15 protein-coding genes are annotated in these 15,708 nt (G+C 63.0%); all 15 read left to right on the top strand.

Features of this window, described 5'->3' with window-relative positions; translation table 11 throughout:
• Entirely contained in the window at positions 1-1,086 is a 1,086-nt protein-coding gene (gmd, locus tag GYH35_RS02815) for a GDP-mannose 4,6-dehydratase (RefSeq protein WP_161813686.1), read from the top strand.
• Entirely contained in the window at positions 1,079-2,020 is a 942-nt protein-coding gene (gene fcl, locus GYH35_RS02810) for a GDP-L-fucose synthase (RefSeq protein WP_161813687.1), read from the top strand. Before gmd ends, fcl begins: the two co-directional genes overlap by 8 nt.
• A gap of 82 nt (positions 2,021-2,102) precedes the next feature.
• Positions 2,103-5,024, top strand: coding sequence for an SLBB domain-containing protein (locus GYH35_RS02805; RefSeq protein ID WP_161827593.1), 2,922 nt, complete (start codon positions 2,103-2,105; stop codon positions 5,022-5,024).
• Between the two features lie 152 nt (positions 5,025-5,176).
• Positions 5,177-5,524: a MarR family EPS-associated transcriptional regulator gene (locus GYH35_RS02800; protein ID WP_161813689.1), complete on the top strand. Its 348-nt coding sequence runs from the start codon at positions 5,177-5,179 to the stop codon at positions 5,522-5,524.
• Complete coding sequence (locus GYH35_RS02795) at positions 5,521-6,429, top strand: Wzz/FepE/Etk N-terminal domain-containing protein (RefSeq protein ID WP_161813690.1); 909 nt, start codon at positions 5,521-5,523, stop codon at positions 6,427-6,429. Before GYH35_RS02800 ends, GYH35_RS02795 begins: the two co-directional genes overlap by 4 nt.
• Before the next feature lie 48 nt (positions 6,430-6,477).
• A complete protein-coding gene (locus tag GYH35_RS02790) occupies positions 6,478-7,539 on the top strand; it encodes a Gfo/Idh/MocA family protein (protein WP_161813691.1) in 1,062 nt (353 codons plus the stop codon).
• Positions 7,536-8,039 (top strand): acyltransferase, encoded by a 504-nt coding sequence (locus GYH35_RS02785; protein ID WP_161813692.1) that lies wholly within the window; start codon positions 7,536-7,538, stop codon positions 8,037-8,039. The genes GYH35_RS02790 and GYH35_RS02785 overlap by 4 nt, the downstream gene beginning before the upstream one ends.
• The gene (locus tag GYH35_RS02780; RefSeq protein WP_161813693.1) at positions 8,026-9,147 is read left to right on the top strand and encodes a DegT/DnrJ/EryC1/StrS family aminotransferase; all 1,122 of its coding nucleotides are present in this window, start codon (positions 8,026-8,028) and stop codon (positions 9,145-9,147) included. The genes GYH35_RS02785 and GYH35_RS02780 overlap by 14 nt, the downstream gene beginning before the upstream one ends.
• Positions 9,148-9,163: 16 nt before the next feature.
• Positions 9,164-9,871 carry an acylneuraminate cytidylyltransferase family protein gene (locus tag GYH35_RS02775; protein WP_161813694.1) on the top strand — a complete coding sequence of 236 codons (708 nt, stop codon included), beginning with the start codon at positions 9,164-9,166 and terminating at the stop codon, positions 9,869-9,871.
• Positions 9,864-10,913: an N-acetylneuraminate synthase family protein gene (locus GYH35_RS02770; protein WP_161827592.1), complete on the top strand. Its 1,050-nt coding sequence runs from the start codon at positions 9,864-9,866 to the stop codon at positions 10,911-10,913. Before GYH35_RS02775 ends, GYH35_RS02770 begins: the two co-directional genes overlap by 8 nt.
• A complete protein-coding gene (gene neuC, locus GYH35_RS02765; protein ID WP_161827591.1) occupies positions 10,910-12,058 on the top strand; it encodes a UDP-N-acetylglucosamine 2-epimerase in 1,149 nt (382 codons plus the stop codon). The genes GYH35_RS02770 and neuC overlap by 4 nt, the downstream gene beginning before the upstream one ends.
• A gap of 27 nt (positions 12,059-12,085) precedes the next feature.
• A complete protein-coding gene (locus GYH35_RS02760) occupies positions 12,086-13,066 on the top strand; it encodes a class I SAM-dependent methyltransferase (RefSeq protein ID WP_161827590.1) in 981 nt (326 codons plus the stop codon).
• Positions 13,067-13,073: 7 nt separating this feature from the next.
• On the top strand, positions 13,074-14,297 hold the full coding sequence (locus GYH35_RS02755) for an N-acetyl sugar amidotransferase (protein ID WP_161813698.1): 1,224 nt from the start codon (positions 13,074-13,076) through the stop codon (positions 14,295-14,297).
• Positions 14,297-15,061 (top strand): imidazole glycerol phosphate synthase subunit HisF, encoded by a 765-nt coding sequence (hisF, locus tag GYH35_RS02750; RefSeq protein ID WP_161813699.1) that lies wholly within the window; start codon positions 14,297-14,299, stop codon positions 15,059-15,061. The genes GYH35_RS02755 and hisF overlap by 1 nt, the downstream gene beginning before the upstream one ends.
• Positions 15,058-15,699: an imidazole glycerol phosphate synthase subunit HisH gene (hisH, locus tag GYH35_RS02745; RefSeq protein WP_202624042.1), complete on the top strand. Its 642-nt coding sequence runs from the start codon at positions 15,058-15,060 to the stop codon at positions 15,697-15,699. Before hisF ends, hisH begins: the two co-directional genes overlap by 4 nt.
• Positions 15,700-15,708: the final 9 nt, after the last annotated feature.

The raw sequence follows: 15,708 nt of genomic DNA, 5'->3' as shown, positions 1-15,708 counted from the left end.
GTGAAAAAAGCGCTGATTACCGGAATCACAGGCCAGGATGGCGCCTACCTCGCCGAGTTCCTGCTCGGGCAGGGCTATGAGGTCCACGGCATCAAGCGGCGCGCCTCGTCGTTCAACACCGATCGCATCGATCATCTGTATCAGGATCCGCACGAGCGCAACGTCAAGCTGTTCCTGCACTACGGCGATCTGACCGACGCCACCAACCTGATCCGCATCATCCAGCAGGTGCAGCCGGACGAGATCTACAACCTCGCCGCGCAAAGTCACGTTCACGTTTCGTTCGAGACGCCGGAGTACACCGCGAACTCCGATGCCCTGGGCACGCTGCGCATCCTCGAAGCGGTGCGCATCCTCGGCCTGGAAAAGAAGACGCGCTTCTATCAGGCATCGACGTCCGAGATGTACGGCAAGGTCCAGGAAGTCCCGCAGCGGGAGACCACGCCGTTCTATCCACGCTCGCCGTATGGTGCGGCCAAGGTGTACGGATACTGGATCACCGTGAACTATCGCGAGGCGTACGGCATGTATGCTTGCAACGGCATCCTGTTCAATCACGAATCGCCGATCCGCGGCGAAACCTTCGTGACTCGGAAGATCACGCGCGGGCTGGCGAGGATCAAGGAAGGGCTGCAGGACACGATCTATCTCGGCAATCTCGACTCATTGCGCGATTGGGGCCATGCGGGCGACTACGTGAAGGCGCAGTGGCTGATGCTGCAGCAGGAGCAGGCGGAGGATTTCGTCATTGCCACCGGCGAGCAGCATTCGGTACGGGAATTCGTCGAGCTGGCGGGCGCCGCGCTCGGCATGCGTATCGAATGGCAGGGCAAGGGTGTGGACGAGCAGGGCATCGACGGCAACTCAGGCCGCGCGATCGTGAAAGTCGACAGCCGTTATTTCCGCCCCACGGAAGTCGATACTCTGCTTGGCGATGCGACCAAAGCCCGACAGAAGCTCGGCTGGCAGGCCGAGACCAGCTTCGACACGCTGGTGCGGGAAATGGTTGCCGCGGATCTCGAGGCTGCCCGTCGGGATGCTCTCGTGGCCCGCGAAGGTTTCCGCACGTACCACCGACATGAGTAAAGACGCGCGCATTTTCGTCGCCGGACATCGCGGGCTGGTCGGCAGCGCCATCGTTCGGCGGCTGCAGGTCGAAGGCCACGGGAATATCCTGCTGCGTTCGAGCGCCGATCTCGACTTGCGCAACCAGGCCGCGGTCGAACGTTTCTTCACGCAGGAGCGCCCGGAGTTGGTGATTCTGGCGGCGGCCAAGGTTGGCGGCATCCACGCCAACAACACTTATCCGGCAGATTTCATCCGGGACAATCTGCAGATTCAGACCAATGTGATCGACGCCGCGTATCGGCTCGGCACGCGCAAACTGCTATTTCTCGGCTCCAGCTGCATCTATCCGAAATATGCTCCGCAGCCGATGAACGAGGATTGTTTGCTCACCGGACCGCTCGAGCCGACCAACGAGTGGTACGCCATTGCCAAGATCGCCGGTGTGAAGATGTGCCAGGCGTACCGGCGGCAATATCAGTTCGATGCCATTTGCGCGATGCCGACCAACCTGTATGGACCGGGCGACAATTTCGATCTGAACAATTCGCACGTGTTGCCGGCCTTGCTTCGTAAGTTTCACGAGTCGAAGCAGCAGGGCCTCGACGAGGTGGTGGTGTGGGGTACCGGGACGCCGCGCCGGGAGTTTCTCCACGTCGATGACCTGGCCGATGCCTGTTTGTTCCTGTTGCGCGAGTATTCGAGCGATCATCCGGTGAATATCGGCTGGGGCGAAGATGTTTCCATCCTGGAGCTGGCGCGGCTCATTCAGGAAATCGTCGGTTTCAGCGGGCAACTGCGCTTCGATACCAGCAAGCCTGACGGAACGCCGCGCAAGTTGCTCGATACGTCCCGGCTGCGGGATCTCGGCTGGCGTCCGAAGATCCCGTTGCGCGAAGGTGTGGCCGCAACCTATCGCTGGCTGCTGGCGCACCTGTCCGAGCGCCGCGGCTGACGAAGTAATCGCATCTGCGGGGGCGGCTGTGTAAACTCCCGCCCCTTGTCGCAGGGAATACATTTCGTCAAAGCGGCCCTGAATGCTTAGCACCAGTTTCGCCGGCCGGGCTCTCCGGCTGGCCTCAATCCTCGTTTATCTGCTATTCAGCATGGCGCTGTCGCCAGCGGCAGTCGCCCAAACGCCCTCCGCGGACCAGATCGAGATGTTCCAGAACATGTCGCCCGAGCAGCAGCGGGCGATCATGGAGGCCATGGGCGGCGGTGGCATGCGCACGCCGTTGCCGCGCACCGGAGTGGTTTCGGATCGACCACTCGAATTTCCACAGACCGTTCGCCCCAGGGCGCGTGACGAGGAGACCGACGGCGTTGGTCCGGATGGACTGCCCCGGGAGCCCAAGCTGAAGGGCGGCGATACGGTGCTGCTGACCCTGGAAGTTCGTCAGTTCAAGCGCAAGGCGCCGGAGATCGAAGAGAGGGAGCGGCGCGAGGAGCGGCGCGGCGCGGGACAGCCGGCGATTCCCGGGCGGCAAATGACCGATCCACGCATGGCTGGTTCCCAACAACCGGCCGAGGCGCAGACCCAGGAGTTGCTCGAGCGTACTCAGGAAGAGACCGTTCGCTTGGAAGAATTGCGAGAGCGAGTGCTCCGGCGCAATCCATACAAGCTCGACAAGTGGGGCATTCTGAACATTCCCGAGCTTGGCCCGATCCCGCTCGCCGGCCTGACTGCAAACGAAGCGACACAACGTATCTCGGCGGAGCTGCGCCTAGCGGACTTCATCGTCGCGCTCACGCGGCTGCCGTTGAAAGCCTATGGCTCGGAAGCGTTGAAACCGTTCGGCTACGACTTGTTTGCCGGCTCGCCCTCGACGTTCGCGCCCGCGACCGATGTGCCCGTACCCTCGGAGTATGTGGTCGGCCCCGGCGACACCTTGCAGATCCAGCTGATCGGCAGCGTCAAGGGCCGCTATGCGCTGGTGGTGGGCCGCGACGGCCGCATCAACATTCCCGAGCTCGAGCCGGTCCCGGTCGCGGGGCTGCGCTTCGAGGAAGTTCGCGAGCGGCTGGAAGCCGTGATTCGCGAGCAGATGATCGGAACCGATGTGAACGTCAGCATGGGTGAGCTGCGTTCGATTCGTGTCTTCGTGCTGGGTGACGCGGAGGTGCCGGGCTCCTATACCGTGAGCGGCCTGTCCACGATCACCAATGCGCTGTTCGTCAGCGGCGGCGTGAAGGAGATCGGCTCGTTGCGCAATATTCAGCTGAAGCGCGCCGGTCGCACCGTGACCACCCTGGATCTGTACGCACTGCTGTTGCACGGCGACACCAGCGCCGACGCCCGACTGTTGCCGGGCGACGTGATATTCGTCCCGCCGGTCGGCGCGACCGTGGGTCTGGCCGGCGAAGTGCGGCGTCCGGCGATATATGAATTGAAGGCTGAAACAGCGGTCGGCGAGCTGCTGGAGCTGGGAGGCGGCTTGTTGCCTGAGGCCGACCCGACTCTCGCGACGCTCGAGCGCGTCAACAGCCAGCGTCAGCGTGTCACTGTCGATGTAAACCTTTCCGCCGCGAGCGGCCGGGGGCTCCCTCTTCAGAGCGGCGACACGCTCCGAGTCCCGACGATCCGCGCGATCCTGGAAAACTCCGTAGCCGTCAATGGGCACGTGCATCGTTCCGGCGAATATCAATTCACTCCGGGGATGCGCCTGTCCGATGTGTTGCCGAGCCTGGACGAGCTGAAGCCGAACGCCGATCAGCGCTATATCCTGGTCCGGCGCGAGATGCCTGCCGACCGCCAGGTGCGGGTCTTCTCCGCCGATCTGGAGCAGGCGCTGGCGGATCCGAACGGCGCCGCGAATTTCGAGCTCGCGCCGCGCGATCAGATTTTCGTGTTCGATCGCGAGTCCGGCCGTGACCGCATCATCGAGCCGTTGATGCGCGAGCTGCGCCTGCAATCGCGCATCGACGAGCCGACGCTCGAAGTGAGCGTGGCCGGCAAGGTGAAGATCCCTGGAACCTATCCTTTGGAACCGGGCATGCGGGTCAGCGATCTGCTGCGCGCCGGTGGCAGCCTGGACGAAGCGGCCTATGGCGGGCAGGCGGAGCTGACTCGTTATGAGGTAGGAAGCAATGGCGCGCGCCAGGCCGAGTTGATCGAGATCGATCTGCGCCAGGCGCTCAATGGCGATCCCACGGCGGATCTGGCGTTACGACCCTTCGATTACCTGGTCATCAAGGAAGTGCCGCTGTGGGCGGCTCAGGAAGAAGTCGAAATCCGCGGCGAAGTGCGCTTCCCCGGGCGCTATCCCATTCATCGTGGCGAGACGCTGCGTTCGGTCATGGCGCGGGCCGGCGGGTTGACCGACCTCGCTTTCCCCGAAGGCGCGATCTTCACTCGCGAGGAGTTGAAAGAGCGCGAGCGCAAGCAGCTGGCGACGCTCGCGACCCGTATGGAATCCGACCTGGCGCAAGCATCGCTCATGTCGGCGCAGGAGGCTGGCCGCGATGCCAGCTCGGCGCTCGCGGTCGGGCAATCGTTGCTGGCGACCCTGCGTGAAGCCAAGCCCGTAGGCCGTCTGGTCATCGATCTGGAACGGTCGACTGCGGCGCGATCAGGCTCGGAGCAGGACATCGTGCTGAAAGACGGCGATCGTTTGCTAGTGCCGCGCGTCGTGCAGGAAGTCACGGTCATCGGCGAAGTGCAGAGCACGACCTCGCATCTGTTCCGCAACGATCTGAGCAGGGACGACTACATCGCGATGAGCGGCGGCCTCACGCCGCGCGCCGACGACGACCATATATATGTGGTCCGCGCCGACGGCAGCGTCGTTACTCGTTCCAGCACAGCCTGGTTCAGCGGCGGCGGAGTGGACATCAAGACGGGCGACACCATCGTCGCGCCGCTGGATACGGAGCGCATGCGGCCACTGCCGTTCTGGATAGCCGTGACCACGATTATCTACAACCTTTCGATCGCCGCCGCGGCGGTGAATTCCTTCTAACGTCAAGGGACGGGCGGTCTGCCGGATCTGGCAGACCGCCCGAGTTTCCGTGCGTCTTTTGGATCCGTGTCGTTGACAGCCTTGTGGTGGTGTCCCTACACTCCGCCGCGTTCAACACTTGAACACATCTCGGCAATGTCCGGCATCTATCGATGAGTGAGGTTCACTACAAGCTGATGCGGGCGCTGGAAGCGAATCCCGAGATGAGCCAGCGCGATCTGGCGCGCGAGCTCGGGGTGAGCCTGGGCAAGGTGAACTATTGCTTGCGGGCCTTGGTTGAAAGGGGCTGGATCAAGGCCAGCAATTTCACCAACAGTCAGAACAAGGCTGCTTACATGTATCTGCTCACGCCGCGCGGCATCGAGCAGAAGGCCAGCCTGGCCGTGCGCTTCCTGAGAGTGAAGATGCAGGAATACGAAGCGCTGAAACTCGAGATCGAGCAGATACGCAAGGAAACGCTCGTACGTGAGCGATCCGACCATTCGGAGGGGCACAAGTGAACGCAACCGTGGCGCAGGCCTACGATGAGGAGTTCATCGACATCCGCGAGTTGCTTGCGCGATTGAGGACGCGCTGGATGTGGATCCTCGCCAGCGTCGTCGTCTGTACTGCGTTGACCTCGGCGATGGCGTTTCTCAGCACGCCAGTTTACAGAGGGTCGGTGGTCCTCACGGCCGCGGACTCGGAAGTCGCCGGAATGAGCGGCGGCCTGGGCAGCGCGCTCGGGCAGCTCGGCGGGCTTGCCTCGCTTGCGGGTATCAGCGTCGGCGCGGATGGCTCCGCGACCGAAGAGGCGCTCGCAGTGCTCCGGTCGCGGCAGTTCACCGACGCGTTCATCCGGGATCTGCAGCTGATGCCGATCCTGTTCCCGAAGTTGTGGGACAAGCAGACCGGCACGTGGCGGACGGACATCGAAGCGCCGCCGACGCCAGCGCAAGCCTACAAATACTTCGACAAGCGCGTGCGTAGCATCTTTCGCGACAAGAAAACCAATCTGGTGACCGTGAATGTGGACTGGCGCGACCGGGAGCTCGCGGCGCAGTGGGCCAACGAGCTCGTGCAGCGCTTGAACGCCGAGATGCGTGCGCGCGCCATCGAAAGGACCAACGCTTCGGTCGGATATCTCGAGACCGAGCTCAAGACCACGACGACGGTCGCCACGCGCGATGCGATCAATCGCCTGATCGAGACTCAGATCAAACAACGAATGCTGGCGAACGTGACGCCGGAATATGCATTCCGCGTCGTCGACAAGGCCCTGCCGCCCGACGCGGACGATCCGATCAAGCCGAAGAAACTGTTGCTGCTGGTGGCAGGGCCCGTGATCGGACTCGCGCTCGGCGTCGTAGGCGTGCTGATCCTGTTCTGGGTTTATGCGCCTCCCAGGCGCGCCGTGGGCGCGTAGGCGGACGCGAGTCGCTCGAGGCGTATCGAATCTAGAAAGGATGAAAAGATGTTGAAATTTTCGCTTGTCGGCTGCGGTCGGATCGCCAAGAGGCATGCCGAGCTGCTCGGTCAGAACCAGATCGCCCACGCGCAGCTCGCCGCTGTCTGCGACATCAATCCGGGCAAGGCCGAGAAGATCGGCAAGCAGTTCGATGTGCCGCACTTCCACGACATGCACGAAATGATGAAGAGCGTGCCGTGCGACGTGGTCGTGGTGCTGACCGAGAGCGGCAATCACGCCAAGCACGTCATCGCGCTGGCGCCCTATGGACGCAACATCATCGTCGAGAAGCCGATGGCGCTCACGCTCGATGACGCCGACGCGATGATCCGTGCTTGCGACAAGGCCGGCGTGCGTCTGTTCGTCGTCAAGCAGAACCGTTTCAACGTGCCCGTGGTGAAGCTGCGGGAAGCGCTCGAAGGGCAGCGCTTCGGACGACTCGTGCTCGGTACGGTGCGAGTGCGCTGGTGTCGCACGCAGGCCTATTACGATCAGGACCCCTGGCGCGGCACCTGGGCGCTGGACGGCGGCGTGCTGAGCAACCAGGCCAGTCATCACGTGGATTTGCTCGAGTGGATGATGGGCGAGGTGGACAGCGTGTTCGCCAAGGCGACCACCGCGCTGGTCAACATCGAGGCTGAAGACACCGCGATCGTGGTGTTGCGCTTCCGCAATGGCGCACTCGGCATCATCGAGGCGACCACTGCAGTGCGGCCCAAGGACCTGGAAGGATCGATCTCGATTCTCGGCGAGCAGGGCACGGTCGAGATCGGCGGTTTCGCGGTCAACGAAATGAAGGTGTGGAACTTCGCCAAGCCGGTCGACGACGACGCGCAGGTCATGCAGAAGTATTCGGTCAATCCGCCGAATGTTTACGGCTTCGGCCACCAGGCCTATTACGAGCACGTCGTCGACTGCATTCGTAACAACAAGCAGCATCTGGTCGACGGCCTCGAGGGCCGCAAGAGCCTGGAGCTGATCAGCGCGATCTACGAGTCGGTGGAGACCGGCCGCGAAGTGGCGCTGCGCTTCCGGCCGCAGCTGTGTCGCCTCGGAGCGCGTTCGTGACCGGCATCAACCTCAAGCGGGCCGCGATTGTCGATGTGCAGGCGGGCGAGAACGTCACGATCGTCGAGCCGGCGAACGTCTACGGCTGCGCGCTCGGCGACGGCGTGTTCGTCGGGCCGTTCGTGGAGATTCAACGCGGCGTGCGCGTGGGCGCCAGGACGCGAATTCAATCGCACTCGTTCGTGTGCGAGCTGGTCGAGATCGGTGAAGACTGCGTCATCGCGCACGGCGTGATGTTCATCAACGATCCGTTCGCCACCGGTGGGCCGGCGAAGGGACGGCGTGAGCTGTGGAAGTCGACGCGCATCGGCTCGCGCGTGTCCATCGGCTCCAACGCCACCATCATGCCCGTGTCGGTCTGCGACGACGTTGTCATAGGCGCCGGCGCGGTCGTCACCAAAGATATCGATGTACCGGGATTTTACGTCGGCAATCCCGCCCGCCTGTTGCGCCGGCTGGACGCCGATCCTTCCAAGAGAGAGAAACATGGCCGGCAGTAGCAGCGTCGCGACGACGGTTCCGTTCGCGGACCTTCATTCCCAGTATCTGAGCATCAAGGACCAGATCGATCACGCATTGAGCGAGGTCATCCGTACCAGCGCGTTCATCCGCGGTCCCTTCGTGCAGAAATTCGAGGAGGAATTCGCGGCGGCCATCGGCATGAAACATTGCGTCTCGTGCGCGAACGGCACGGATTCGCTGTACATCGCCATGCGCGCCTTCGGCGTAAAGCCCGGAGACGAGGTGATCGTTCCCGCGCACACGTGGATTTCGACCAGCGAAACCGTCACCCAGGCGGGCGGCAAGGTGGTCTTCTGCGACACGGACGACACCTACACGATCGATCCGGCGCAGATCGAAGCGAAGATCACGCCTCGCACCGTCGGCATCATCCCGGTCCATCTGTATGGGCAGCCCGCCGACATGGATCCGATCATGGCGATTGCCGCCAAACACAAGCTGTGGGTCCTGGAAGATTGCGCGCAGGCACACCTGGCCCGGTACAAGGGACGCATGATCGGCACGTTCGGGGCGGCTGCGTCGTTCTCGTTCTACCCGGGGAAGAATCTCGGGGCGATGGGCGACGCCGGCGCCGTGCTGACGGACGATGCCGCGCTCGCCGGGCGCATGGCGATGATCGCCAGGCACGGTGGGTTGGTGAAAGGCGATCATCAGGTCGAAGGCATCAACAGCCGCCTCGACGGTCTGCAGGCGGCCGTGCTCAGCGTCAAGCTGCCGCATCTGGCGGGTTGGACGACGCGTCGTCAGGAAATCGCGGCGGAGTACGGGCGGTTGTTGGCGGGAGTGGCCGGGTTGGGCTTGCCGTCCGTCGCGAATGGCCGCGAGCACGTCTACCACTTGTATGTGGTCCGTCACGAGTTGCGCGACGAGCTCGCCAAACATCTCTCGTCACGCGGCATTCAGACGGTGATCAACTATCCGGTTGCCTTGCCGTTCCTGCCGGCCTACCGTTACTTGGGCCACCAGCCCGCGGATTTCCCGGTTGCGTATCGCAATCAGTCGCGCGTGCTGTCGCTGCCGATATTTCCAGAGATGACAGCGGCGCAGATTCGCGCCGTGGCCGACGCGCTCAAGTCGTTCGTCTGAGATCTGGACGCAGCTCGTGTTCCGCGATTCACATCCCGTTCTGGCGCTCATCCCGGCCCGCGGCGGCTCCAAGGGTGTGCCGCGCAAGAACCTTGCTGTCCTGTGCGGCCGGCCGTTGCTGGAGTACACGGTGCGAGCTGCTGTGGATTGCGCGGCCATCGATGCGAGCTACGTTTCTTCGGACGATGCCGAAATCCTCGAGGTCGCACGGCGCCTGGACGCCCGCGCCGTCGAACGGCCGCCGGCATTTGCAACGGACGCGGCGTCGGCCATCGAGGTCGTGCGGCATTTCATTGAGACCCTGCCAGCGGAACTGCGAGCTCGCGATCCTCTGATCGTGTATCTGCAGCCGACCTCGCCGCTGCGCGATGCACAGCACCTCGACGCGGCGTTCGAGCTGCTCGCACGGCACGGCGCCACCACGCTCATGAGTGTGGTCGAACTGGAGAAATCGCCCTTCAAGGCGTTCGGCCTCGATGAGCGGCAGCGACTGCGGTCGTTGTTCGACGAGCGCTTGTCCAATGCGCGCCGACAGGATTTGCCGCCGACGTTCCTGCCGAACGGGGCCATCTACATTTTCGCGGTAAGCGACTTTTTATCGCGCGATGGATTTCCCTCGAACGGCAGCGTGCCCTACGTCATGAGCGCGGCCGACAGCATCGATATAGACACGCCGGACGACCTGCAGCGGGTCGAGCGGATTCTGGGAGACAGACATGGCTGAGTTTCGTATCGGCAATCGCATGATCGGCGACGACCATCCCCCGGTGGTGATCGCCGAGATCGGTATCAATCACGAAGGGAGCCTCGCGACCGCCATCGAGATGGCGGATGCGGCCATCGATGCGGGTGGCGAAATCATCAAGCATCAGACGCACGTGGTCGAAGACGAGATGTCGGACGAGGCGAAGTCGGTCATACCCGGCAATGCCGATGTCTCCATCTACGAGATCATGGAGCGCTGCGCGCTGTCGGAGCAGGACGAGCTGAAGTTGATGCAACACGTGCAGTCGCGCGGCGCCATTTTCATCAGCACGCCATTCTCGCGGGCCGCTGCGCTGAGGCTGGCGCGCTTCGATGTTCCCGCATACAAGATCGGCTCGGGCGAATGTAACAACTATCCGCTGGTCAAGCTGATCGCACGTTGCGGCAAACCGGTCATTCTCAGCACCGGAATGAACTCGATCGAGAGCGTGCGACCGTCTGTCGAAATTCTGCGCGCCGCCGGCGTGCCCTTCGCGCTGCTGCATTGTACGAATGTCTATCCCACGCCTCCGGAGCTCGTACGGCTCGGCGCGATGATGCAGCTCAAGGAGGCGTTCCCGGATGCCGTCATCGGCCTGTCCGATCATACGGTCAGCAACCACGCCTGCCTCGGCTCGGTGGCGCTCGGCGCCCGCGTGCTCGAGCGGCATTTTACCGATCGCATGGATCGCCCGGGTCCGGACATCGTTTGCTCCATGGATCCCGCGGCGCTGACCGACCTGGTGCAGGGCTCGAAGCTCATTTTCGCGGCCCGTGGCGGCAGCAAGGGCCCGGTCGAGGCGGAGGCGCCGACGATGGCATTCGCATTCGCATCGGTCGTCGCCACGCAGGACATCGCGGCCGGTCAGAAACTCAGTGAGGAGAACATCTGGGTCAGGCGCCCCGGCGGCGGTGACTTTTCCGCGCTCGACTACGACTCGCTGCTCGGCAAGCCGGTGCTCCAGCCGATCCGGCGCGGCGCGCGCCTGACCAAGGGTCACCTGGGGGGAACGTCGGCATGACGGATGCGGCTGCGCGCAAAGTCGTGTTCCTCACCGGGACGCGAGCCGACTTCGGCAAGCTGAAATCCCTGATGCTGCGGCTTCAGGCGGATCCGGCTTTCGACGTGCGCGTGTTCGTGACCGGAATGCACATGCTCGCGAAGTACGGGTACACCTGCGAGGAAGTGGAGCGTTCGGAATTCAAGAACATCCACAAGTACATCAACCAGAACAGCAACGACAGCATGGACCAGGTGCTGGCCAAGACCATCGGCGGCTTGTCGGATTACGTGAAGGAGACTTCGCCCGATATGCTGATCGTGCACGGCGATCGGGTCGAGGCGCTGGCGGGCGCGACCGTGGGCGCGCTCAACAACATTCTCACCGGCCACATCGAAGGCGGCGAGGTTTCGGGAACGGTGGACGAGCTGATCCGTCACGCGGTTTCCAAGCTCTCGCACCTGCATTTCGTGGCGAACGAGCGCGCTCGCACGCGTCTCATTCAGCTCGGCGAGCGCGACGACACCATACACGTGGTCGGCTCGCCGGACATCGATATCATGAACTCGCAGTCGCTGCCCGGCATCGACGCCGTCAAGCGCCGTTACGATTTCGGATTCGCCAACTATGGAATCCTGCTGTTCCATCCGGTCACCTCGGAGCTCGAGGATCTGCGCCGGCAGATTGGCGTCGTGGTGGATCAGGTGATCGCGACGAAGCGCAACTACGTCGTGATCTATCCCAACAACGATCATGGCAGCGACACCATCCTGGAGGAGTATCGACGCTTTGGCGGCCTGGCCAACTTCCGCGTCTATCCTTCCATGCGTTTCGAGTACTTCCTGTCGCTGTTGCGACACGCCGATTTCATCATCGGCAACTCCAGCGCCGCGGTCCGAGAAGCGCCGCATTTCGGCGTGCCTGCGATCAATCTCGGCTCGCGACAGTACAACCGCGTGAGTTGCGCTTCGGTTGCCGACGTTCCGATCGAGCCGGAAGCGGTGGGGCGCGCGCTGGCCGGTTGGGAGCGCATGCCGCGGGAGCCGCTGGCATTGTTCGGTCATGGCGATAGCGCTGCCCGATTTCACGACATTTTGAGATTGCCGGAGTTCTGGAAGACACGGACGCAGAAATATTTCGTAGACCGCACGTCGATGGTTGAGTAACACGAAACCACGGTACGGAGGTCCGCCATGCAAACTGAATCCGACGCTACGCTCGCCGCCGAGGCGCATGCTTTCGATCGACAGATCGAGGAGCGCGTCGCGCACGGCCACATCCCGGACTTGCGCACCTGCAGACCTTGCGACTGGTTTTACAACAATCCCTGGCGCCGTCCCGCCTACGTGCAACTGGACTTTGGCGAGCAGTTCGAGCTCATCAACGCCGCCATTCATGAGCACACTCACCCCGCCGACGGACCGCCGAAGGTGCTGGAAGTCGGCTGCGGTCCCGGCTATTTGTCGCTCGAGCTGGCCCGGGCCGGCTCCGAGGTCACCGGGCTCGATTTATCGCCGAAATGCGTGCAGATCGCCGAGCGTTTCGCCGCCGAGGATCCCTTCGCCAGCAGCCGTGCCCCGCTGCATTACGTTGCCGGCGATTTTCAGCAGAGCCCGGCGATGCCAGAGGACTGGTTCGACGCCGTGGTGTTTCTCGGGGCCTTGCATCATTTCCCCGACCAGAGCGCCACTCTGGACCGGGCCGCGCGGCTGCTCAAGCATGACGGGATCATCGTCGCGCACGAGCCGGTGCGCGATCGCGTGACCCGCGGTAACGCGGTTTTCGTGCATCTGCTGCGCGTGCTGTGCTCCGCGAAGAAAGGCTTCTACAAGGACTACCCGGTGCCGGCGGACGCGGCAACGCGCGAACGGGAGTTCGAGCGATTGTTTGCAGAGATGCGGTATGAGTCCGACGACGGCGGCAACCTGCAATCGGTCAACGACAACGAAGCGGGCTACGCCGAGATGTATCCGGCGCTGACGGCCCGCTTCGAACAGCTCAGCTTCGACTGGCGGTATGCGTTCTTCCACGAGCTCATCGGCGGACTGCGCTTCGATGAGCAGTTGAACGAATCGCTGGCCCATTACCTGCGCGAGATCGACCGCGAGCTATGCCGGCTCGAGGTGCTCTCCGCCACCGAATTCTTTTTCGTCGGACGGCATAAAAGCCACTGAGACAGTCATGGTCAAAGCATATTTCGGACTCCCGGAGACGGTGGTGTTCTGCCGTCATTGCGTCATCTCGAATCAGCGGCCGAGCTCGACCGTCGAGTTCAAGCATCAGCGCGAGGAGAAGAAGGCCACCATCGGCTTCGACGAGCAGGGCGTCTGCGACGCCTGTCGTTATAACGAGGTGAAGGCCAAGCAGATCGATTGGGAAAAGCGGCAAGGCGCGCTGATCGACTTGCTGGATCAGCATCGCCGCAGCGACGGCGGCTACGACGTCATCGTGCCGGGCAGCGGCGGCAAGGACAGCGCGTACACCTCGCACATCCTCAAATACAAATACGGGATGAATCCGCTGACCGTGACCTGGGCTCCGCACAAGTACACGGAGATCGGCTGGAAGAATTTCGAGAACTGGGTGCACGTCGGCGGCCTGGACAACATCCTGTTCACGCCCAACGGCCGGCTGCACCGCTATCTCACCCGGCAAGCGTTCCTGAATCTGTTGCACCCGTTCCAGCCGTTCATCGTCGGGCAGCGAATCATCGGCCCGCTCATTGCGGCGAAGTTCGGCGTGCCGTTGGTGATGTACGGCGAGAACCAGGCCGAGTACGGCAACAACCCGAACGAGAACTATCGCCCGACGATGGATCGCAAGTTCTTCTCGATCGGCGACCCGCTGGACATCGTTCTCGGCGGCAAGCCCATCAAGGACATCCTGGCCGAGAGCAGCTTCAAATTGAACGACTTCGCGCCCTACATTCCGCCGAGCGCCGACTACCTGGAGCAGCGCAAGGTGGAGGTGCACTACCTCGGCTATTACCTCAAGTGGGATCCGCAGGAGTGCTACTACTACGCCGCCGAGAACACCGGTTTTCAGGCGAACAGCGAACGCACCGAGGGCACGTATTCGAAATACAGCAGCATCGACGATCGCATCGACATGTTCCATTACTACACCACGCTCGCGAAATTCGGCATTGGCCGCGCGACCTACGATGCGGCACAGGAGATCCGCAACGAAAAGATCACGCGCGAGGAAGGGGTGCAGCTGGTGCGTCGCTACGACCAGGAGTTCCCGAACAAGTATTTCAAGGATTTCCTCGAGTACATCTCGCTGAGCGAGAGCGAGTTCCATGCCACCGTCGATCGTTTCCGCTCGCCGCATCTGTGGCAGCGACAGGGCGACGAGTGGCAGCTGCGACATGCGGTCTGGCACGAGCAACCGGAACATTCGTAATGGGCAGGCAAGTCCGTCTGATCGCGCGGCTGGACATCAAGGGACCCAACCTGATCAAGGGCGTCCATCTGGAAGGTCTGCGCGTCATCGGCGACCCGCAGGCGTTCGCCAAGCGGTACTACGAGCAGGGCGCAGACGAGTTGCTGTACATCGACGTCGTCGCCAGTCTCTATGGGCGCAGCAAGCTGACGGAGATCGTGCGGCGAGCGGCGCATGACGTGTTCGTCCCGATGACCGTGGGCGGCGGCATACGCACGGTTCAGGATGTTACCGATCTGCTGCGCGCCGGAGCGGACAAGGTGGCGATCAACACCGCGGCCGTGCATCGTCCGGAGCTGATCCGTGAAGTGGCGCGGCGTTTCGGCTCGCAATGCATGGTGCTGTCGATCGAGGCCAAGCGACGCGAGAGCGGACGTTGGGAGGTGTATACGGACTGCGGGCGGGAGAGGTCCGGACTGGATGCGGTCGAGTGGGCCCGCCGCGGCATCGAGCTCGGCGCCGGCGAAGTGCTCATAACCTCGATCGATCAGGAAGGCACGCGCAAAGGCTTCGATGTCGAATTGACGCGCGCGATCTCCGAAGCGGTGAACGTTCCGGTGATCGCGAGCGGCGGCTATGGCGAGCCAGCGCATTTGTCCGCCGTGGTGAAAGAAGGGCGCGCTGACGCCGTCGCCTTCGCCGATGTCTTGCATTACAACCGCGCGAGCCTGGCGGATTTGAGAGCTGCCGCCAATGCGGCGGAAATCACAGTGAGGCAGGTATGACGATGCAAGTCACTGTCGTCGACTACGGTATGGGCAACCTGTACAGCGTGCAGCGCGCGCTGGAATCAGTTGGCGCCGAAGTCACGGTCAGCGGCGATGCCGCCGTGGTGGCAGGAGCATCGAGATTGATACTGCCTGGCGTGGGCGCTTTCGCCGACGGGATGGCCGGCTTGCGTGAGCGTGGATTGGTGGAGCCGATCCGCCGCCATGCGCAGTCGGGCCGGCCGTTGATGGGCATCTGCCTGGGCATGCAGATGTTGGCCGGCGTCAGCGAAGAATTCGGCGAACACGCCGGGCTCGATCTGATCGCGGGACGCGTGGTCGCGGTGCCGGCGGTTACAACTGAGGGCTCGGCGCAAAAGATTCCGAACATCGGTTGGCGAAACCTGGCGCCGGCGGAGAATGCCGACTGGTCGCGCACGGCGCTGGCGACGACACGCGCCGGCGAATCGGTGTACCTGGTGCACTCGTTTCATTTCGTGCCGACGGATGCGAGGCACGTCCTCGCCCATTGCGAGTATGGCGGTCATCGGGTGACCGCCGCAGTGGGGGGCGGCAGAATGATCGGATGCCAGTTCCATCCTGAGAAGAGCGGCGCCGTGGGATTGCAGATCCTGTCGCGTTTCGTTCAAGACTGAGGCCGCCGC

The organism is Steroidobacter agaridevorans (assembly GCF_009932555.1).
GTDB lineage: Bacteria > Pseudomonadota > Gammaproteobacteria > Steroidobacterales > Steroidobacteraceae > Steroidobacter > Steroidobacter agaridevorans.
Note: the sequence above shows the minus strand (reverse complement) of the source record. Positions and strands in the feature narration are given on the sequence as shown.